The organism is Variovorax terrae, assembly GCF_022809125.1.
Classification (GTDB): Bacteria; Pseudomonadota; Gammaproteobacteria; order Burkholderiales; family Burkholderiaceae_C; genus Variovorax_A; species Variovorax_A terrae.
The window spans coordinates 1,271,418-1,291,368 of sequence record NZ_JALGBI010000001.1 but is presented as its reverse complement, the minus strand read 5'-3'; the positions used below and the strand labels follow the sequence as shown (position 1 = coordinate 1,291,368).

Sequence of the window (19,951 nt, the reverse complement as noted above, 5' to 3'; positions counted from 1 at the left end):
TCATTTCCCTCCCTTGCGCACGAACAGGCCCTGCGGGCGCCAGATCAGGATCACGATCATGAGGCAGTAGACGATGAAGGCCCCGAGCTTGGGGATGTAGTACTTGCCGGCCACGTCGGCGATGCCCAGCAGCAGCGCCGCCAGCAGCGGCCCGGTGATGGACGAGGTGCCGCCCACGGCCACCACGATCAGGAAGTACACCATGAACTTGAGCGGGAAGGTCGGGTCCAGCCCCAGCACCTCGATGCCCAGGGCGCCGCCCAGGCCGGCCAGGCCCGAGCCCACGGCGAAGGTGGAGAGGAACACCATGTTCACGTTGATGCCCAGGCCCGCGGCCACGCGCTGGTCGTCCACCGAGGCGCGCAGGCGGCTGCCGAAGCGCGTCCTGGCCAGGATGTACTGCAGCCCCACCGTGAGCGCGGCGCAGACCACGATGATGAAGATGCGGTAGTGGCCCATGCCCAGGGTCCAGGGGCCCGAACCGATCTCGGTGCGGCCCTTGAGCCATTCGGGCAGCTGCATGATCTGCTGCGTGGAGCCGATGAAGTAGTCGAAGCCGGCCACGGCCATGAACACCAGGCCGATGGAGAACAGCACCTGGTCCAGGTGCGGACGGCGGTACAGCGGCCGGTACAGCGTGCGCTCGAGCACGGCGCCCAGCAGCGCGGCGCCCAGGAAGGCCAGCGGCAGGCACACCAGGAAGGGCACGCCGGCACGCTGCATCAGCAGCACGGTGATGTAGCCGCCCACCATGGCGAAGGCGCCGTGCGCGAGGTTGATGAAGTTCATCAGCCCCATGGTCACGGCCAGCCCGACGGCGAGCACGAAGAGCAGCATGCCGTAGGCGATGCCATCAAAGAGTATGGTCAGCATGAGTGAAGCGGGATTTCAACGGGGAACACCGTGGAACCGGCTCCGCCGGGCCACTGGTGTTGCCCCCTGCAAGGGGGGAGGCGCAGCGCAGCGGAGCCTGGGGGTGGGCTTACTTTGCCTTCCCGGGATCCTTCACATCCTTGATGACATCGAACTCCACGTTGTACAGCTGGCCGTTCTTCCTCTCGACCTTGCGCAGGTACACGTCCTGCACGATGTCGCGGGTCTGCGCATCGATGAAGATCTTGCCGCGCGGGCTCTCGAAGATCTGGCCCTTCATGGCCGCCAGCAGCGCATCGCCGCCGCCCTGGCCCTTGGTGGCCTTGAGCGCTTCGTAGATCACGCGCATGCCGTCGTAGCCGCCGACCGCCATGAAGTTCGGGCGCATGCCCTTGTTGGCTTTCTCGAAGGCTTCGACGAATTTCTTGTTCATGGCCGAGGGATGGGCCGCCGAGTAGTGGTGCGAGGTGACCACGCCCAGGGCGCCGTCGCCCATGTCGTTGAGCTGGTCGTCGTCGGTGACGTCGCCGGTGGCGATCAGCTTGATGCCGGCCTTGTCCAGGCCGCGCTCCAGGAACTGCTTCATGACGGCCGCGCCCGCGCCCGAGGGCACGAAGACGAACAGGGCGTCGGGCTTGATGTCGCGCACCTTTTGCAGGAAGGGGGCGAAGTCGGGGCTGCGCAGGGGCACGCGCAGTTGCTCCACCACCTGGCCGCCGTTGAAGGTCAGGCGGTCCTTGAAGTATTTCTCGGCGTCGATGCCGGGGCCGTAGTCGCTGACCAGGGTGACGACTTTCTTGATGCCGTTCTTGGGCGCCCAGTCGGCCAGGGAGACCGAGACTTGCGGCAGCGTGAAGCTGGTGCGCACGATGTAGGGCGAGGCTTCGGTGATGCTGGAGGTGGCAGCGGCCATGACGACCAGCGGGGTCTTGGACTGGGTGGCGATGGGGGCGGCGGCCAGGGCGGCCGGGGTGACGCCGAAGCCGCCGAGCACGTTGACTTTCTCGTTGACCACCAGTTCCTGGGCCAGGCGCTTGGTCTGGTCGGGGGTGGCGGCGTCGTCCTTGATGATGAGTTCGATCTTCTTGCCGGCCACGGTGTCGCCGTTCTGGGCCATGTACAGGCGAGCCGCCGCTTCGATCTGGCGCCCCGTGGAGGCTTGCTGGCCCGTCATCGGCAGGATCAGGCCGATCTTGAATTTGTCTTGCGCCAGCACAGCGCCCGACGACAACACCATGGCTGCCAGGGCCGTTGCGCTGAGGAATACTCTTTTCTTCATGGGTGTCTCCAGGATGGTGAATGAACGAGAGGGAAGGATTCGTCGTTGCTTGAACGAGCCCGTCAAACCAGCATGCCGGCGCGGTCAAATACTAAACCCCCGGCACTGTGACCGCAAATGCGCCCCTGCGCAAGTCTGAAATCAGACTGTTTGATATAGCAGTTTGCGATAACCGAATGACCGGTCGGCCGGGTCAGGAATTCACGCGCAGCTGCACTCGCTTCAGCCTGCGCCGCGGCTGGATCGGTGAGCGCCATGCGCGGCGATGAGGGTTGCACCGTCGGCAGCCTTCAGCTTCGCTTGCGGATCAGCCGCACGCCGGGCATCTGGTCCAGGTGCTGGCCCCGCACGGCCTCGCGCAGGTTGCGCTGGGCGATGCGCGAGTGCTCGCGCATGATGGCCTCGGCGCGCGAGCCTTCGCCGTGCTCGATGGCGTCGAGCACCTGGCGGTGCTGGTCCTGCGCCACGATGAGCATGTCGCGCGCCTGGGGCGAGTTGGCCTGCACCACGACGAAGCCCGAGGGCGAGGCGAACGGCAGGCGGGCCACGCGCTCCAGTTCGCGCACGATCACGGCGCTGCCAGCCATCTCGCCGAGCAGGTTGTGAAAGCGCTGGTTGAGCGCCACGTAGCGGGAGAACGCCTCGTCGTTGAGCGCCGGCTGGCGCAGCACGCCGTCGATCCCGTCGAGGCAGGCGCGCGCCTCGCCCAGCAGCACCGCCGCCGCGCCGCGCTCGGCGGCCAGCCGCGCGAGCAGCCCTTCAAGGGTGCCGCGCAGCTCGATCGCCTCGGACACATCGCGCTCGGAGAAGGTGCGCACCGCATAGCCGCCGTTGGGCAGGGTTTCCAGCAGGCCCTCCTGCTCCAGCCGCATCAGGGCGGCCCGGATCGGTGTGCGCGAGACGCCCAGCCGCTCGACGATGGCCAGCTCGGCGATGCGCGTGCCGCCCGGCAGCTCGCCCGCCAGGATCATTTCGCGCAGGCGCAGCTGCGTCTTCACGGCCTGCGAAGCCCCTGCTTCGGGGGCTTCGGCATTGAGCGGGGTGGCGGCGTCCATGGGGTGGTTTTTAACACATTGCTGCATTCCATATGTATACACAACTCAACTAAAAATCAACAAATATTCGACGTTTCCTCTCAAAATTAGCTCTAAAACCCCTATTTCCTGGTCAGTTTTTGAGTTATCGGGATTCTTGATGTATACATTAATTCGGATTTTTTGCATAATCGGCTCGCGCGCCAAGGTGGACAACCCGCCAAAGCCCGCCCAGATTCCGATTCGCCCCCTGCCCTTCATGCGCCCCTAGGAGATGAACATGTTCCCCAAAAATACCTGGTACGTTGCCTGCACCCCCGACGACATCGCCGACAAGCCGCTGGGCCGCCAGATCTGTGGCGAGAAGATCGTGTTCTTCCGCGGCGCCGAAGGCCGGGTCGCCGCGCTCGAGGACTTCTGCCCCCACCGCGGCGCCCCGCTCTCGCTCGGCAAGGTCTGTGACGGCCACCTCGTGTGCGGCTACCACGGCCTGACCATGGGCTGCGAGGGCAAGACCGTCTCCATGCCCGGCCAGCGCGTCGGCGGCTTCCCGCGCATCCGCAGCTACCCCGTGGCCGAGCGCTACGGCTTCATCTGGGTCTGGACCGGCGATGCCGCGCTGGCCGACCCGGCCAAGATCCACCACCTCGAATGGGCCGAGAGCCCCGACTGGGCCTATGCCGGCGGCCTGTACCACGTGAAGGCCGACTACCGCCTCATGATCGACAACCTGATGGACCTCACGCACGAGACCTACGTGCACGCCAGCAGCATCGGCCAGAAGGAGATCGACGAGGCGCCGGTCACGACCAAGACCGAGGGCGACCACGTCATCACCAGCCGCTTCATGGACAACGTGATGGCACCGCCGTTCTGGCAGGCCAACCTGCGCGGCAACGGCCTGCCCGACGACCAGCCGGTGGACCGCTGGCAGGTCTGCCACTTCTCCCCGCCGAGCCACGTGATGATCGAGGTGGGCGTGGCGCTGGCCGGCAAGGGCGGCTACCACGCCGACCCGAAGGACAAGGTCTCCAGCATCGTGGTGGACTTCATCACGCCCGAGACCGAGAAGAGCATGTGGTACTTCTGGGGCATGGCGCGCAACTTCAACGTGAAGGACCAGGCGCTCACCGCCGAGATCCGCGAAGGCCAGGGCCAGGTGTTCGCCGAAGACACCGAGGTGCTGGAAGCGCAGCAGCGCAACCTCGACCTGCACCCCCAGCGCAAGCTGCTGATGCTCAACATCGACGCCGGCGGCGTGCAGTCGCGCCGCATCCTCGACCGCCTGCTCGCGCAGGAGCAGCTCCCGCAACAGCCGCCCGCGCAGGCGGCAGCCCTGGCGCGAGCCGCCTGAACGCCATGAACACACTCCAGGTCCGGGTCGTCCGCAAGATCCAGGAAGCGCAGGACATCTGCGGCTTCGAGCTCGCCAGCCTCGACGGCAAACCGCTGCCCGCTTTCAGCGCGGGCTCGCACATCGACGTGCAGGTGCCCGGCGGGCTGACGCGGCAGTACTCGCTGTGCAACGCCTCGACCGAACAGCACCGCTACCGCATCGCCGTGCTGCGCGACGCGGCCTCGCGCGGCGGCTCCACCGGCATGCACGACGCGGTGCATGAGGGCGACCTGCTGCAGATCAGCGAGCCGCGCAACCACTTCCCGCTCCAGCATGCCCAGCGCACGCTGCTGTTCGCGGGCGGCATCGGCGTCACGCCGCTGCTGTGCATGGCCGAACGGCTGGCCGAGATCGGCGCCGACTTCCGGCTGCACTACTGCACGCGCTCGGCCGAGCGCACCGCGTTCCACGCGCAGATCGGCGCCGCCGCCTATGCGGACCGCGTGCAGTTCCACTTCGACGACGGCCCGGCGGCGCAGAAGCTCGATCTCGCGCGCGAGATCGCGCAGCCCGAGGCCGGCACCCAGCTCTACGTCTGCGGGCCGGCCGGCTTCATAGAGCATGTGGTCGGCACGGCCAAGGCCCTGGGCTGGGGCAGCGAACAGATCCACCTCGAATACTTTGGCGCCGCGCCGCGCGACACGGCGGGCGACGCCGGCTTCGAGGTCAAGATCGCCAGCACCGGCAAGGTCTACGCCATCGCGCCGGACCAGACGGTGGTGCAGGCGCTGCAGCAGCACGGCATCGAGATCCTCACCTCTTGCGAGCAGGGCGTGTGCGGCACCTGCATCACGCGCGTGCTCGAAGGCGAGCCCGACCACCAGGACATGTACTTCACCGACGAGGAGCGCGCGAAGAACGACCAGTTCACACCCTGCTGCTCGCGCGCCAAGAGCCGGCTGCTGGTGCTGGACCTGTGATCCATACAAAAGCATTCCTCGGGTTCGGCACGCAGGCCGCACCGGAAAAGATGCTCTAACATCATCGCCCGAACCGACCGACCACCCAACGGAGACCTCGCATGACCCAACAACTCCCCGCCCGCTACGACCATGTCGGCAGCTTCCTGCGCCCCAAGTACCTGCTCGAGGCGCGCGAGCAGAAAGCCCGCGGCGACATCACGCCCGAGCAGCTGCGCGCCGTCGAAGACAAGGCCATCACCGAGATCGTGAAGTTCCAGGAGGACGTGGGCCTCAAAAGCATCACCGACGGCGAGTTCCGCCGCACCTATTTCCACATCGACTTCCTCGAACAGCTCGGCGGCGTGAAGACCGACATCCCGGTCACCATCCGCAAGCCCGACGGCACCGAAGAACTGGCACCGCCCGTGATGCGCGTGATCGACAAGGTGCGCCACGCCAAGGACATCCAGCTCGCCGACTTCCAGTACCTCAAGAGCCAGGTCGGTGCCGGCCACACGCCCAAGGTCACCATCCCCTCGCCCACCATGCTGCACTTCCGCGGCGGGCGCGCCGGCATCAGCAAGGACGCCTATCCCGAGCTCGACCCTGTGTTCTACGACGACGTGGCCAAGGCCTACGGCGACGAGCTGCGCAGCTTGGCCGCCGCCGGCTGCACCTATGTGCAGATGGACGACACCAACCTGGCCTACCTGTGCGACGAGAAGATGCGCGAGGCCGCCCGCCAGCGCGGCGACGACCCGAACGAGCTGCCGCACCGCTACGCCGCCTTCATCAACAAGGTGGTGGCGCAGAAGCCCGCCGGCATGCTGCTGGCCATGCACCTGTGCCGCGGCAACTTCAAGAGCACGCACGCCGCCGCCGGCAACTACGAGCCGGTGGCCGAGGCCCTGCTCAAGGAAATGGACCTCGATGCCTACTTCCTCGAATACGACGACGACCGCAGCGGCGACTTCAAGCCCCTGCGCTACCTGCCCAAGGGCAAGACCGTGGTGCTGGGCCTGGTGACCACCAAGTTCGGCCAGATGGAAGACAAGGACGACCTCAAGCGCCGCATCGACGAGGCCGCGCGCTACGCGCCGCTGGAGCAGCTCGCGCTGTCGCCGCAGTGCGGCTTCTCCAGCACTGTGCACGGCAACGACATCGCGGTGGAAGCCCAGCGCGACAAGCTGCGCCTGGTGATCGAGACCGCGCGCGAGGTCTGGGGCACGGCCTGAGCCTCCGATAGTCGCTATAGATTCAATAGCAAGAAACGACCGCAGGACCTGGACCTGCGGTCGTTTTCATTTGCAAATCCGATTCGAGAGCGCCAAAATGCCTCAGCGCGGCTTCGACATCAGGTGCCGGGCCAGGGCCTCGAACGCCGGCAGCGTCGTCGGGTCGTTGGCGGCGTTGCTCGCCACGGGGTGCGAGGCGTAGCGCGCGATCACCATCTCGGCCTTCGGGTCGACGTAGATGCGCTGGCCGTGCACGCCGCGCGCCATGAAGGCGCCGTGGTCGTTGTGCGTGACCCACCACATGTCGCGGTAGCTCCAGCCCTGCAGCAGCTCGTAGCCGGCCTTGGCGAAGGCGGCCTTGTCGCCGCCGCCGCGGATGTCGTCCACCACCGCCTTGGGCAGGATCTGCTGCCCGCGAAAGCGACCGTTGTTGCGCAGCATCTCGCCAAAGCGCGCCAGGTCGCGCAGGCCCGTGTTCAGGCCGCCGCCAGCGAACGGGGTGCCGATGGAATCGACCGTCATGTAGGCATCCTGCTCGGCGCCCAGGCGCTGCCAGATGCGCTCGGACAGCAGCTCGGCCACGCTGCGGCCGGTCACGCGCGAGATCACCCAGCCCAATACGTCGGAGTTGACGGTCTTGTAGGCAAAGGCCTCGCCGTGCTGCCCCTGCGGCTGCACCGTCTGCAGGTACTCGTAGTAGCTGCGCGGGCCGGTGTAGTCCTTGGGCTTGGGCAGGGGGCTGCCGGCCTGCGAATAGGCCCAGACCTCGGCCTTCGGGTCGGCGTAGTCCTCGCTGTACTGGAGCCCCGTCGTCATGTCCAGCACCTGGCGCACGGTGGCGTTGCCGAAGGCCGACGCGGCCAGCTCGGGCACGTAGTCGGCCACCCGCCTGGCGGGGTCGAGCCGGCCTTCGGCCACCAGCATCGCGCCCAGCGTTCCGGTCACCGACTTGGTGACCGACATCGCGCCGTGCTGGCCGTCCGCCTTCAGCACGCCGGCATAGCGCTCGTAGACGATGCGCCCGCGGTGCAGCACCACGATGCCGTCGGTGTAGTTGGCGGCCAGCGACTCGGCCCAGGTCATGGGCGCGCTGGCACCGATCGGCGTGAAGCGCACCGCGTCGATGTCGGTGCGCAGCGCGCGGGGCAGCGGCACCGGCGCGCCCAGCCCGCGCGAGACGTTGACCGTGGGCATGAGCTGGCGGAAGTTCGACACGCTCCAGCGCATCGCCGGAAACTGGAAGTAGCTGCCGTCGTCGAAGCGCAGCGTGCGGTCGGCCGGCGGCGGCGAGCCGACCATCCAGCCCAGCTTCGCGGGATCGCTGGCCGTGGCATCGGGGTAGCTGGCGGCGGGGCCGGCCGCCCGGGCCTCAGGCACCATGGCGCCCGAGGCCAGCGCCAGGCAGCAGGCCGCGTGGACCAGGCGCCGGGAGAAAGGAAAACGGTTCATGGCGGGCTTCTCCTTGGGAGGGGGGATGGGTCGGAGGGAACGGCGGGCGGCGCCTCGGATGGCGGCTGCGCATCAGAACACCCGCACCAGGTTGGCGAACCAGCCGGTCCGGATCGGGGCCTTGCCGCCGGGCAGCCGGTCGATGCCCGCGCCCGGAAAAGAGGCGCTGCACCCCGCCGTGCGGCGCACGCCATCAGCATCCCCGTGTATTGCCACGTCGGCCTCCCTGGTGTCACCAGACGAAACCAGTCTAACCCGTTGCCCTCCCGCCGACCACTCTGGCCGTTCAAGCGCCTGTTGTCGCGCCGGTCCCCGCCCGCGGATGGAGCGAGCCGCCGAGGCCGCGCCGGCTGAGGCAAGGCATGGCGCCATGGCTCTGCCAAGCCCCCGCCCGCCAGCCGGCCGTCCAGGGGCCCGACCGCCGCTTCAAGCCTGCGTGTAGGCCGTCTTCACCGTGGTGTAGAACTCGGCCGCGTAGCGGCCCTGCTCGCGCGCGCCGTAGCTCGAGCCCTTGCGGCCGCCGAAGGGCACGTGGTAGTCCACGCCCGCGGTCGGCAGGTTGACCATCGCCATGCCGACCTGGGCATGGCGCTTGAAGTGCGTGGCGTGCTTGAGCGAGGTGGTGGCGATGCCGCCGGCCAGGCCGAACGGCGTGTCGTTGGCGAGCGCCAGGGCCTCCTCGTAGTTCTTCGCGCGCAACACGCTGACCACGGGGCCGAAGATTTCCTCGCGGTTGATGCGCATCGCGGGCGTGGTCTCGCTGAACAGCGCCGGCGCGAGGTAGAAGCCCGGCGCGCCGTCGGCGTTGTGCGCCTGTGCCTGGCCGCCGGCCACCAGCCGCGCGCCCTCGCCCTGGCCGATGGCGATGTACTCCAGGTCCTGCGCGAGCTGCCGTTCGTCCACCACCGGGCCGATGTCGGTGCCGGGCTTGCGCGCATCGTCCACCTTCAGCGTCTTCATGCGCTCGGCCATGGCGGCGACGAAGCGGTCGTGGATGCCTTCGGTCACGATCACGCGCGAGGACGCGGTGCAGCGCTGGCCGGTGGAGAAGAAGCCGCTGTTGACGGCGCAGTTCACGGCCACGCCGAGGTCGGCATCGTCGAGCACCACGAACGGGTTCTTGCCGCCCATCTCGAGCTGGAACTTGGCCAGGCGCGCCACGCAGGCCGCCGCCACCTTCTGCCCGGTGGCGACCGAGCCGGTGAAGCTGATGGCGTCCACGCGCGGGTCGTCCAGCAGCACGGCGCCCACCTCCGAGCCGCGCCCCATGACGAGGTTGAACACGCCTGGGGGCAGCCCGGCGCGCTGCAGGATGTCGGCCAGCGCCCAGGCCGAGCCGGGCACGAGGTCGGCCGGCTTCATCACCACGGTGTTGCCACAGGCCAGCGCGGGCGCCAGCTTCCAGGCCGGAATCGCGATCGGGAAGTTCCACGGCGTGATCAGGCCGACCACGCCGAGCGCCTCGCGCGTCACCTCCACGCCCACGCCAGGCCGCACGGACGGCACGACCTCGCCGCCCAGGCGCAGCGCCTCGCCGGCGAAGAACTTGAAAATGTTGCCGGCACGCACGACCTCGCCGATGGCCTCGGGCAGGGTCTTGCCCTCCTCGCGTGCCAGCAGGTCGCCCAGTTCCTGGCGCCGCGCCAGGATCTCGCTGCCGGCGGTGTCGAGGATGTCGAAGCGCTGCTGCGGCGTGCTCTGCGACCACGCGCCGAAGGCCGCGCGCGCGGCCGCCACGGCCTCGCGCGCCTGGGCGGCATCGGCCTGGGCGTACTCGCCCACCAGGTCGCGCGTGTCCGAGGGGTTGATGTTGCGCGTGGTACGCGCGCCATCGGTCCATTCGCCGTTGATGAGGTTCTTGAACGTCATTGTTTGCTCCATCCAGTCTCAGCGCTCCATGCAGGGGCGCTTGTTGTCAAAAGTCCAGCCCGGAATCAGGTACTGCATCGCCGCCGCGTCGTCGCGGGCACCAAGGCCGTGCTGCAGGTAGAGCTGATGCGCCTTCTCCACTTCGGCCATGTCGAGCTCGATCCCCAGGCCCGGCTTGGCCGGCACCTGCACGTAGCCGTCCACGATCTGCAGCGGCTCCCGGGTCAGGCGCTGGCCGTCCTGCCAGATCCAGTGCGTGTCGATCGCGGTGACGCGCCCGGGCGCGGCGGCGCCGACCTGGGTGAACATCGCCAGCGAGACGTCGAAGTGGTTGTTCGAGTGCGAGCCCCAGGTCAGCCCCCAGTCACGGCAGGTCTGCGCCACGCGCACCGAACCGGCCATGGTCCAGAAATGCGGGTCGGCCAGCGGAATGTCCACGCTCTGCAGCGACAGCGCGTGCGCCATCTGGCGCCAGTCGGTGGCGACCATGTTGGTGGCCGTCGGCAGGCCGGTGGCGCGCCGGAATTCGGCCATCACCTCGCGGCCGGAGAAGCCGCCCTCGGCGCCGCACGGGTCCTCGGCGTAGGCGACCACGCCGCGCATGTCGCGCATCAGGCGGATCGCGTCCTGCAGCAGCCAGCCGCCGTTCGGGTCGAGCGTGATGCGCGCTTCGGGAAAGCGCTCGTGCAGCGCAACGATGGCCTCCACCTCCTGCTCGCCGCGCAGCACGCCGCCCTTGAGCTTGAAATCCTGGAAACCATAGCGCGCCTGGGCCGCCTCGGCCAGCCGCACGATGGCCTCGGGCGTGAGCGCGGCCTCGTGGCGCAGGCGCTGCCAGGCATCGGAGGCCTCCGGCTCGCTGCGGTAGGCCAGGTCGGTGCGGCGCCGGTCGCCGATGTAGAACAGGTAGCCGAGCATCTGCACGCGCTCGCGCTGCTGGCCTTCGCCGAGCAGCGCGGCCACCGGCACGCCGAGAAACTGGCCAAGCAGGTCGAGCAGCGCGCTCTCCACCGCGGTCACCGCATGGATGGCGACGCGCAGGTCGAAGGTCTGCAGGCCGCGGCCGCCGCTGTCGCGGTCGGCAAAGCGCGCCTGCATCGCCTGCAGGATGCGCTGGACCTGCCCGATCGGCTGGCCGACCACCAGTTCGGCGGCATCCTCCAGCGTGGCGCGGATCTTCTCGCCGCCCGGCACCTCGCCGACGCCGGTCCGGCCGGCGTTGTCGGAGAGGATCAGGAGGTTGCGGGTGAAGAAGGGGCCATGCGCGCCCGACAGGTTCAGCAGCATGCTGTCGTGGCCCGCCACGGGAATGACGCGCAGGCCGGTGATGACCGGTGTCGCGGAAGCAGTCATGGGTTGCATCTCCTGGGGTTTCAGTCTGCGCTGATCTTGCGCTGCTCGATGATCTGCTTCCAGCGTGCCGACTCCTGCTGCTGGAACGCCGCGAACTGCTCGGGCGTGCTGGCCACGATCTCGAAGCCGACATCGACGAACTTCTGCCTGAGCTGCGGGTCGTTCAACGCCGCCACCAGCGCGGCATGCAGCCTGGCCTTCACCTCCGGCGGCAGGCCGCGCGGCGCCACCACGGCCTGCCAAGAATAGACCTCGACGCCCTTGACGCCGGCCTCGGCCATGGTCGGCACCTGCGGCAGCAGCGGCGAGCGCTTGTCGCTGGTGATGGCCAGCACCCGCAGCTTGCCGGCCTTGATGTGCGGCAGCACCGCGTTGATGTTCTGGAACGAGGCGTTCACCTGCCCGCCCAGCAGGTCGGAGATGGCCGGCGCGCCGCCCTTGTAGGGCACGTGCACGCCCGAGGCTCCGCTTTGCAGCCAGAACAGCTCCGCCGTCAGGTGGTCCGACGAGCCGTTGCCCGAGGAGGCAAAGGTCAGCTTGTCCGGCGTGGCCTTTTCGGCGGACACCAGCTCGGCCAGCGACTTGTAGGGCGACGCGGCCGGCACGACCAGCACGTTGGGCGCCTGCACGGCCACCGTGAGCAGGTCGAAATCCTTGCCCGCGTCGTAGGCCAGGCCCTTCATCAGGTGGGGCGCGATCACCAGCGGCCCGAGCGAGGTCACCAGCAGCGTGTAGCCGTCCGCCGGAGCGCGCTTGACCTGGGTGGCACCGATGGTGCCGGTGGCGCCCGCCCTGTTGTCCACGATGAAGGTCTGGCCGAGCTTCTCCTGCAGCTTGGGTGCGAGCGAGCGCGCCAGCGTGTCGGTGGAGCCGCCGGGCGGGAACGGCACGATCAGGGTCATCGTCTTGTCCGGCCAGGCCTGGGCCGGCGCGGCCAGGGCGGCGCCGAGCGCCAGCACTGAAAGCAGCTTTTTCATGGGTGTTTCCTTGATGGAGATTCTGCGAGTGCGCGCCCTACTGCGGGCCGAGCTTCTGGATCAGCGCGGCCAGTTGTTCCATCTCGGCGGGCTTGAGGTCGGACAGCGGCGCGCGCACCGGGCCGGCGCCATGGCCGACCAGCTTGGCCCCGGCCTTCACGATGCTCACCGCGTAGCCCTGGCCCTTGTTGCGGATCGCCAGGTAGGGCATGAAGAATTCGCGCAGCAGGCGGTGCTGGGTGGCCATGTCGTCGCGGGCCACGGCATGGTAGAAGTCCATCGCGGTCTTCGGGATGAAGTTGAACACCGCCGACGAGTACACCGGGGTGCCGAGCGCCTTGTAGGCCGCGGCATAGACCTCGGCCGTGGGCAGGCCGCCCAGGTAGGCGAAGCGTTCGCCCATCTTCATGTAGATCGAGGACATCAGCTCGATGTCGCCGATGCCGTCCTTGAAGCCGACCAGGTTCGGGCAGCGCTCGGCCAGGATGGCCAGCGAATCAGGGCCCAGCCGGCAGGCGTTGCGGTTGTAGACGATCACACCGAATTTCACGCTGCGGCAGACCTGCTCGACGTGGGCGATCAGGCCTTCCTGGCCCGCCTCGGTCAGGTAGTGCGGCAGCAGCAGCACGCCATGCGCGCCGGCACGCTCGGCGGCCTGGGCGCACTGGATCGCGAAGCGGGTCGGGCCGCCGGCGCCGGCGATGATCGGCACCTTGCCTCGGCAGGTGTTGACCGCGGTCTGGATGATCTCGGGGTATTCGTCGCCCGTGAGCGAGAAGAATTCACCGGTGCCGCCCGCGGCGAACAGCGCACTGGCGCCGTAGGGAGCCAGCCATTCCAGGCGCTCGGCGTAGCCGCGCGGGTTGAAGTTGCCCTGGGCATCGAAGTCGGTCAGCGGGAACGACAGCAGGCCGTGGGACATGATGGATTTGAGTTCTTGAGGCGTCATGGTGAATGAGGGTTGCGTAATTTGAAAAAGAAGATGAGGTGAGGAACTGAGAGGGCGCGCGGCCGCAGACCCCTGCCCTAGTCGAGCCGGATCTGCGCCTGCGCCACCACCTGGGCCCAGCGTGCGCGCTCGGCGCCGAAGAAACGGTCCTGCTCGGTGGGCGCCATGGTCACGACCTCGGCGCCCTGGCCGGCCAGCCGCGAGCGGATCTCGGGACTGCGGATGATGCGGATCAGCTCGGCGTTCAACCTAGCAATCACCGCGGCCGGCGTGCCGGCCGGCACCAGCGCGCCCTGCCAGGTGCCTGACTCGAAATCGGGCACGCCCTGCTCCGCGATCGTCGGCACGTCGCCGATCAGCGGCATGCGGGTGCGCTTGGACACGCCCAGCACCTTGAGCTTGCCGCCCTGCACCTGCGGCAGCGTGGCCAGCATGCCGTTCATCAGCACCTGGGTCTGGCCCGCCACGGTATCGGAGACGGCCTGCACGCCGCCCTTGTAGGGCACGTATTGCCAGCGCGCGCCGCTGGCGCGCTCCAGCGCCACGCCGGCCAGATGCGGCGCGCTGCCGGTGGCGGTGACGGCGAAGTTGAGCTCGGTTTTCTTCGACAGCGCCACCAGTTCCTTGAGGTTGCTGGCGGGCACCGAAGGATGCACCACCAGCAGGTGCGGCGAATAGGCCAGCATGGTGACACCGCGCAGGTCCCGGCCCGGATCGAACGGCAGCCGCGTGTAGACCGAAGGGCTGATGGCCAGCGCGCCCACATCGCACAGCAGCAGCGTGTAGCCGTCGGGCGCGGCCTTGGCCACCAGCTCGGCACCAACGTTGCCATTGGCCCCGGCCTTGTTGTCCACGATGACAGGCTGTTTCAGCGCTTCGGACAGCGGCTGGCTGATGGCGCGCGCAATGATGTCGGAAGACCCGCCCGGCGGGTACGGCACGACGATGCGCAGCGGCCTGGCCGGCCAGGCCTGAGCCAGCGCCTCGTGCCCGAACGGACCCAGGGCCAGCGAGCCCGCCAGCAGCTTGCGACGATTCAGGTTCATGCGGGAGTCTCCTGTTTGGTCGATATGTTGTACGTCATCATACAACACGAAATCAGCCAAAGGCAAGTCCAACCACCACCCGCCCCGCTGCTAGACCGGGGCGCCGCCCTGCCGCTCTGCCGCCTCGGAGGCCTCCTGCGCCCGGCGCAGGCGCTCGCGGCTGTTGGTGAGATGGATGCGCATGGCGGCGCGCGCCGACTCGGGATCGCGGCGCGCAATCGCCTCGTAGATCTCCTCGTGCTCGCGGTTCACGCGGCGCAGGTACTGCGACAGATGCTCCATCGCAAGCTTCGACGAATTGATGCGGGTGCGCGGAATCAGCGTGGCCCCGAGGTGGCTCATGATGTCGGCAAAGTAGCGGTTGCCGGTGGCATTGGCGATCTGCAGATGGAACCGGAAGTCGGGCGACACGGTATCGCCCGCATCGCCCACATGGGCCTCGAAGGCATCGAGTGCGCGGCGCATCTCGGCCAACTGCTCATCGGTGCGGCGCAGGGCCGCCAGCCCGGCGGACTCGGTCTCCAGGCTAATGCGCAATTCCAGCACCGCCAGTACGTCGACCGCCGTGGCGATGTCGGCCGGATCGATGCGGAAACTCGTCGTGGGCCGCGCCTCCAGCACGAACGTGCCGATGCCGTGATGCGTCTCCACCAGCCCGGCCGCCTGCAGCCGCGACAGCGCCTCGCGCACCACGGTGCGGCTGACGCCGTAGGCCTGCATGATCTCGGACTCGGTGGGCAGCTTGTCGCCCGGCCGCAGCACCTGCGACTGGATCTGGCCGCCCAGGCCCTCGACCAGTTCGTGTGCAAGGCTGCGCGAGCGCCTGCGCGGGCGCTCGGCCAGGCGCCCCGCGGGCCCCGCCGGGGCGGCGGCCGCCACCTCGGGAATATCCGGAGCCGATGCTGTTGACAGATTTGCCATGGACTGATGATAATGACTTTCATGTTGTACGACAACCGATAACATACCTCCAACCCCTCCACCATGGATTGCGAAGAATGACGACGGGACAATCACTCGGCCGGCTCCTGCTCACCGGCGCCGCCGGCGGCCTGGGCCAGATCCTGCGCGACAGCCTCAAGCCCTATGCCCGCACCCTGCGCCTGTCGGACATCGCCGGCATGGCGGCCGCGGGCGCCCACGAGGAAGTCGTGCCCTGCGACCTGGCCGACAAGGCCGCGGTGGATGCGCTGGTCCAGGGCTGCGACGCCGTCGTGCACCTGGGCGGCGTCTCGGTCGAGCGCCCGTTCGAGGAGATCCTGGAAGCCAACATCAAGGGGGTGTTCCACCTCTACGAAGCGGCGCGCCGGCACGGCGTGCGGCGCGTGGTGTTCGCCAGTTCCAACCACGTGACCGGCTTCTACCGCCAGGACGAGACGATCGACGCCGGCGCCGCGCGCCGGCCCGACGGCTACTACGGCCTGTCCAAGTCCTATGGCGAGGACCTGTCGCGCTTCTACTTCGACCGCTACGGCATCGAAACCGTGTGCATCCGCATCGGCTCGTCGTTTCCCGAGCCCAGGGACCGCCGCATGATGTCCACCTGGATGAGCTACCGCGACCTGACCGAACTGGTGCGCCGCAGCCTGTTCACGCCGGGCGTCGGCCACACCGTGGTCTATGGCATGTCGGCCAACCGCAACCTCTGGTGGAACAACCATCTGGCCGCGCACCTGGGCTTCGAGGCCCGGGACAGCTCCGAGGCCTTTCGCGGCCAGGTGGAGCAGCAGCCGCTGCCGGCGCCTGACGCAGCCGTCGCCGTCTACCAGGGCGGCAACTTCGTCAAGGCCGGCCCGTTCGAGACGCTCTGACATCACCCACCGCGAGCATCCCCATGCAGGCCGAACTGGTTGTCGACGCACGCAACGCCACCGGCGAGAGCCCGGTCTGGCGCCCGGATGAGCAGGCGCTCTACTGGGTGGACATCCCGGCGCGCCGGCTGCACCGCTGGCACACCGCCAGCGGCGGGCTCAGCGCCTGGGCCACGCCGGAGATGACCGGCTGCATCGCGCCGCATGCCCAGGGCGGCTGGCTCGCGGCAATGGAGTCGGGCCTGTTCCACCTGGCCCCGGGCAGCGCCGGCGCGCTGGCCGCCCAGCCTCTGGCGGTGGTACGGCACGCCCAGCCCGGCATGCGCTTCAACGACGGTCGCTGCGACCGCCAGGGCCGCTTTTGGGCCGGCACCATGTTGCTCGATATGGCCGCAGGTCGGCATGCCGGGGTGCTTTATTGCTATCAAAACAATAGCGATCTGGCGCCGCGGCTGGACGGCTTCATCGTGCCGAACGGCCTGGCCTTCAGCCCGGACGGCCGCACCATGTACCTGTCGGATTCGCACCCCTCGGTGCAGAAGATCTGGGCATTCGACTACGACACCGCCAGCGGCACGCCCTCGCGTCGCCGCCTGTTCGTGGACATGGCCCCGCTGCCCGGCCGGCCCGACGGCGCCGCGGTGGACGAGGACGGCGGCTACTGGATCTGCGGCAACGACGCCGGGCTGGTGCACCGCTTCACACCCGCCGGCCAGCTCGACCGCTCGCTGCCCGTGCCGGTGAAGAAACCCGCCATGTGCGCCTTCGGCGGCCCTGGCCTGGACACGCTGTTCGTCACCTCGATCCGGCCGGATGGCATCGACCTGTCGGACCAGCCGCTGGCCGGCGGCGTGTTCGCGCTGCACCCCGGCGTGCGCGGCCTGCCGGAGCCGGCGTTCGCCGGCTGACCCCCTTTCCCTTGCCACACCACCAACCTGAGAGGAAGACATGACACTCCAACAAACGCTCCGACATGGCCTCGTGGGCCTGGCTGCCGCACTGGCATTCAGCGCCCACGCCACCGAATTCCGCTCCTCCGACATCCACCCCGACGGCTATCCCACGGTCGATGCCGTCAAGTTCATGGGCGAGCGCCTGAAGGCGCTGACCAACGGCAAACACAGCATCAAGGTGTTCAACAACAGCGCCCTGGGCAACGAGAAGGACACCATCGAGCAGACCAAGATCGGCGCGCTGGCCATGACGCGCGTGAACATCGCGCCGATGAACAACATCTGTGCCTCGACGCAGGTGCCGACCATGCCCTTCCTGTTCCGCTCCAAGGAACACATGCGCCATGTGCTCGACGGCCCGATCGGCGAGGAGATCCTGGCCTCCTGCGCGCCCCAGGGCTTCATCGGCCTGGCCTACTACGACAGCGGCTCGCGCTCTCTCTACACCGCCAAGAAACCGGTGCGCACCCTGGCCGACGCCAAGGGCCTGAAGATCCGCGTGCAGCAGTCCGACCTGTGGGTCGCGCTGCTCGAAGCCATGGGCGCCAACGCCACGCCCATGCCGTTCGGCGAGGTCTACACCGCGCTCAAGACCGGCCTGGTGGATGGCGCCGAGAACAACTACCCGTCCTACGAAAGCTCGCGCCACTTCGAGGTGGCCAAGTACTTCTCGGTGACCGACCACTCGATGGCGCCCGAGATGCTGCTGTTCTCCAAGCGCGTGTGGGACACGCTCGGCCCCGACGACCAGAAGGCGATCCGCCAGGCCGCCAAGGAATCGGTGCCCTACATGCGCAAGCTGTGGGACGAGCGCGAGGAGAAATCGCTGGCCATCGTGAAGGCCGGCGGCGCCCAGATCATCGAGGTCGACAAGGCCTCGTTCCAGTCCGCGATGAAGCCGGTGTATGACAAGTTCATCACGGACGCCAAGCTCAAGGACCTGGTCAAGCGCATCCAGGACACGAAGTAACACCTCCTTCCGCTGCCGTCCGGGCCTGCCGCAGGCCCGGGCCCGGCGGATGCACGACGCTTCACCATGTACACCACCCTCTGCCGCCGGCTCGCCCGGGCCTGCATGTGGCTGGGCATCGCCGGCATCGTGGCGCTGATCTGCGCCGTGTCCTGGCAGGTGTTCGGCCGCTACGTTCTCAACAACACGCCCACCTGGGCGGAGAGCCTGGCCCTGCTGCTGGTGCTCTACGTCACCATGCTGGGTACCGCCGTCGGCGTGCGCGATGCGGGCCACATCGGCCTGGAGTCGCTGCTGATCCTGGCGCCCGAGCGCATCCGCCTGCGGATGGAATACCTGATCCACGCGCTGGTGCTGCTGTTCGGCGCCGCCATGGCCTGGAACTGCGGCTACCTCGCCCTGTCCGTCTGGTCCTACCGCCTGCCCACGCTGTGGATTTCCGAGGGCTGGAAATACATTCCCGCGGCCGTCGCGGGCGTCCTCATCGTCCTGTTTTCGATCGAACACCTGATGGCCCTGGCCCAGGGGCGCGAAGTGGAACCCTCCTGGAATTGATTCATGGCTCTCACCATCCTCTGCGTCAGTTTCACGCTGTTCCTGCTGCTGGGCGTGCCGGTGGCGTTCGCCATCGGGCTGTCAGCCCTGTCCACCCTGCTCTACGAAGGGCTGCCGCTGGCCGTCGGCTTCCAGCAGATGACCTCCGGCATGGGCATCTTCTCCTTCCTGGCGATTCCGTTCTTCATCTTCGCCGGCGAGCTGATGATGTACGGCGGCATCGCCGACCGCATCGTCGCGCTGGCGAAGAACCTGGTCGGCCACGTGCGCGGCGGCCTGGGCATGTCCAACGTGGTGGCCTGCACGCTGTTCGGCGGCGTCTCGGGCTCGCCGGTGGCCGATGTCTCGGCCATGGGCGCCGTGATGATCCCGATGATGAAGAAGGAGGGCTACCACGCGGACTACGCCGTCAACGTGACCACGCACGCGGCCCTGGTCGGTGCGCTGATGCCCACCAGCCACAACCTCATCATCTATTCGCTGGCGGCCGGCGGCAAGGTGTCGATCGCGGCGCTGATCCTGGCCGGCCTGCTGCCCGCCCTGATCCTGACCCTGAGCAACCTGGCCGCCGCCTACCTGGTGGCCGTCAGGCGCGGCTACCCGGCGGGCACGTTCCCGGGCTGGAGCATCGTGGCGCGCTCGTTCGCCGCCGCCCTGCCCGGCCTGTTCGTGGTGGTGCTGATCCTGGGCGGCATCCTGAGCGGCGTCTTCACCGCCACCGAGTCGGCCGCCGTGGCCGTGCTCTACGCCCTGGCCTTGACGATCTTCGTCTACCGCACCCTGAAGTGGGAGCATTTCATCAAGGCTGCGGCCAAGGCGGTGCGCACCACCGGCGTGGTGCTGCTGCTGATCGGCATCTCCAGCACCTTCGGCTACCTCATCAGCCTCTATGGCGTGGCCGAGCTCACGGGGCAGATGCTGTCCAGGATCACCACCGAGCCGTGGATGATCTTCCTGCTCATCAACGTCATCCTGTTCGTGCTGGGCACCTTCCTCGACATGGCGGCCACCATCCTGCTGTGCACGCCGATCTTCCTGCCGATCGCCCAGCACTACGGCATGAGCTCGGTGCAGTTCGGCATGGTGATGCTGATCAACTGCGCGCTCGGCCTGAACACGCCGCCCGTGGGCACGACCCAGTTCGTCGGCTGCGCCATCGGCGGCGTGTCGGTCGGCTATGTGATGCGCACGATCTGGCCGTTCTACGGCGCGCTGATCGCGGCGCTGATGCTGGTGACCTTCGTGCCGGCGTTCTCCATGTGGCTGCCCGGCCTGTTCATGGGCAAATGAGGACCGCCCG

General features: G+C 68.2%; 20 protein-coding genes. 8 read left to right on the top strand and 12 right to left on the bottom strand.

Features of this window, described 5'->3' with window-relative positions:
• The 4 genes from MMF98_RS06060 to MMF98_RS06045 all read right to left on the bottom strand — a co-directional run bounded on the left by MMF98_RS06060 (position 1) and on the right by MMF98_RS06045 (position 3,207).
• A complete protein-coding gene (locus MMF98_RS06060; protein ID WP_243305315.1) occupies positions 1-873 on the bottom strand; it encodes a branched-chain amino acid ABC transporter permease in 873 nt (290 codons plus the stop codon).
• Positions 874-982: 109 nt separating this feature from the next.
• Positions 983-2,152 carry an ABC transporter substrate-binding protein gene (locus tag MMF98_RS06055; RefSeq protein ID WP_243305313.1) on the bottom strand — a complete coding sequence of 390 codons (1,170 nt, stop codon included), beginning with the start codon at positions 2,150-2,152 and terminating at the stop codon, positions 983-985.
• Between the two features lie 62 nt (positions 2,153-2,214).
• The gene (locus MMF98_RS06050) at positions 2,215-2,409 is read right to left on the bottom strand and encodes a hypothetical protein (RefSeq protein ID WP_243305310.1); all 195 of its coding nucleotides are present in this window, start codon (positions 2,407-2,409) and stop codon (positions 2,215-2,217) included.
• 33 nt (positions 2,410-2,442) lie between these two features.
• Complete coding sequence (locus MMF98_RS06045) at positions 2,443-3,207, bottom strand: GntR family transcriptional regulator (RefSeq protein ID WP_243305308.1); 765 nt, start codon at positions 3,205-3,207, stop codon at positions 2,443-2,445.
• A 259-nt stretch (positions 3,208-3,466) separates the two neighbouring features.
• On the opposite strand from MMF98_RS06045, the gene MMF98_RS06040 reads away from it, so the two are divergent.
• The 3 genes from MMF98_RS06040 (at position 3,467) to MMF98_RS06030 (ending at position 6,719) form a co-directional block, all read left to right on the top strand.
• Positions 3,467-4,540, top strand: a complete 1,074-nt coding sequence (locus tag MMF98_RS06040) for an aromatic ring-hydroxylating dioxygenase subunit alpha (RefSeq protein WP_243305307.1) — start codon at positions 3,467-3,469, stop codon at positions 4,538-4,540.
• Between the two features lie 5 nt (positions 4,541-4,545).
• Positions 4,546-5,502 (top strand): PDR/VanB family oxidoreductase, encoded by a 957-nt coding sequence (locus tag MMF98_RS06035; RefSeq protein ID WP_243305305.1) that lies wholly within the window; start codon positions 4,546-4,548, stop codon positions 5,500-5,502.
• A 101-nt stretch (positions 5,503-5,603) separates the two neighbouring features.
• Entirely contained in the window at positions 5,604-6,719 is a 1,116-nt protein-coding gene (locus tag MMF98_RS06030) for a 5-methyltetrahydropteroyltriglutamate--homocysteine S-methyltransferase (protein ID WP_243305304.1), read from the top strand.
• A 102-nt stretch (positions 6,720-6,821) separates the two neighbouring features.
• On the opposite strand, the gene MMF98_RS06025 is transcribed toward MMF98_RS06030, so the two are convergent.
• The 8 genes from MMF98_RS06025 to MMF98_RS05990 all read right to left on the bottom strand — a co-directional run bounded on the left by MMF98_RS06025 (position 6,822) and on the right by MMF98_RS05990 (position 15,283).
• Entirely contained in the window at positions 6,822-8,168 is a 1,347-nt protein-coding gene (locus MMF98_RS06025; protein WP_423837572.1) for a serine hydrolase domain-containing protein, read from the bottom strand.
• Between the two features lie 72 nt (positions 8,169-8,240).
• Positions 8,241-8,384, bottom strand: a complete 144-nt coding sequence (locus MMF98_RS06020; RefSeq protein ID WP_243305303.1) for a hypothetical protein — start codon at positions 8,382-8,384, stop codon at positions 8,241-8,243.
• A 210-nt stretch (positions 8,385-8,594) separates the two neighbouring features.
• Entirely contained in the window at positions 8,595-10,037 is a 1,443-nt protein-coding gene (locus MMF98_RS06015; protein ID WP_243305301.1) for an aldehyde dehydrogenase family protein, read from the bottom strand.
• Positions 10,038-10,055: 18 nt separating this feature from the next.
• On the bottom strand, positions 10,056-11,390 hold the full coding sequence (gudD, locus tag MMF98_RS06010; protein ID WP_243305300.1) for a glucarate dehydratase: 1,335 nt from the start codon (positions 11,388-11,390) through the stop codon (positions 10,056-10,058).
• A gap of 20 nt (positions 11,391-11,410) precedes the next feature.
• Entirely contained in the window at positions 11,411-12,367 is a 957-nt protein-coding gene (locus MMF98_RS06005; protein ID WP_243305298.1) for a Bug family tripartite tricarboxylate transporter substrate binding protein, read from the bottom strand.
• 37 nt (positions 12,368-12,404) lie between these two features.
• Positions 12,405-13,316 carry a 5-dehydro-4-deoxyglucarate dehydratase gene (gene kdgD, locus MMF98_RS06000; RefSeq protein WP_243305296.1) on the bottom strand — a complete coding sequence of 304 codons (912 nt, stop codon included), beginning with the start codon at positions 13,314-13,316 and terminating at the stop codon, positions 12,405-12,407.
• A gap of 77 nt (positions 13,317-13,393) precedes the next feature.
• Positions 13,394-14,362 (bottom strand): Bug family tripartite tricarboxylate transporter substrate binding protein, encoded by a 969-nt coding sequence (locus MMF98_RS05995; protein WP_243305295.1) that lies wholly within the window; start codon positions 14,360-14,362, stop codon positions 13,394-13,396.
• Positions 14,363-14,452: 90 nt separating this feature from the next.
• Positions 14,453-15,283 (bottom strand): FadR/GntR family transcriptional regulator, encoded by an 831-nt coding sequence (locus MMF98_RS05990; protein ID WP_243305293.1) that lies wholly within the window; start codon positions 15,281-15,283, stop codon positions 14,453-14,455.
• Positions 15,284-15,360: 77 nt separating this feature from the next.
• On the opposite strand from MMF98_RS05990, the gene MMF98_RS05985 reads away from it, so the two are divergent.
• From MMF98_RS05985 to MMF98_RS05965, 5 genes are all read left to right on the top strand, one after another.
• The gene (locus tag MMF98_RS05985) at positions 15,361-16,173 is read left to right on the top strand and encodes an NAD-dependent epimerase/dehydratase family protein (RefSeq protein ID WP_243305291.1); all 813 of its coding nucleotides are present in this window, start codon (positions 15,361-15,363) and stop codon (positions 16,171-16,173) included.
• Positions 16,174-16,196: 23 nt separating this feature from the next.
• Complete coding sequence (locus MMF98_RS05980; protein WP_243305289.1) at positions 16,197-17,081, top strand: SMP-30/gluconolactonase/LRE family protein; 885 nt, start codon at positions 16,197-16,199, stop codon at positions 17,079-17,081.
• A gap of 40 nt (positions 17,082-17,121) precedes the next feature.
• Positions 17,122-18,096 carry a TRAP transporter substrate-binding protein gene (locus tag MMF98_RS05975; protein WP_243305288.1) on the top strand — a complete coding sequence of 325 codons (975 nt, stop codon included), beginning with the start codon at positions 17,122-17,124 and terminating at the stop codon, positions 18,094-18,096.
• A gap of 66 nt (positions 18,097-18,162) precedes the next feature.
• Positions 18,163-18,651 (top strand): TRAP transporter small permease, encoded by a 489-nt coding sequence (locus tag MMF98_RS05970; RefSeq protein WP_243305286.1) that lies wholly within the window; start codon positions 18,163-18,165, stop codon positions 18,649-18,651.
• Between the two features lie 3 nt (positions 18,652-18,654).
• Positions 18,655-19,941, top strand: coding sequence for a TRAP transporter large permease (locus MMF98_RS05965; protein WP_243305284.1), 1,287 nt, complete (start codon positions 18,655-18,657; stop codon positions 19,939-19,941).
• Positions 19,942-19,951: the final 10 nt, after the last annotated feature.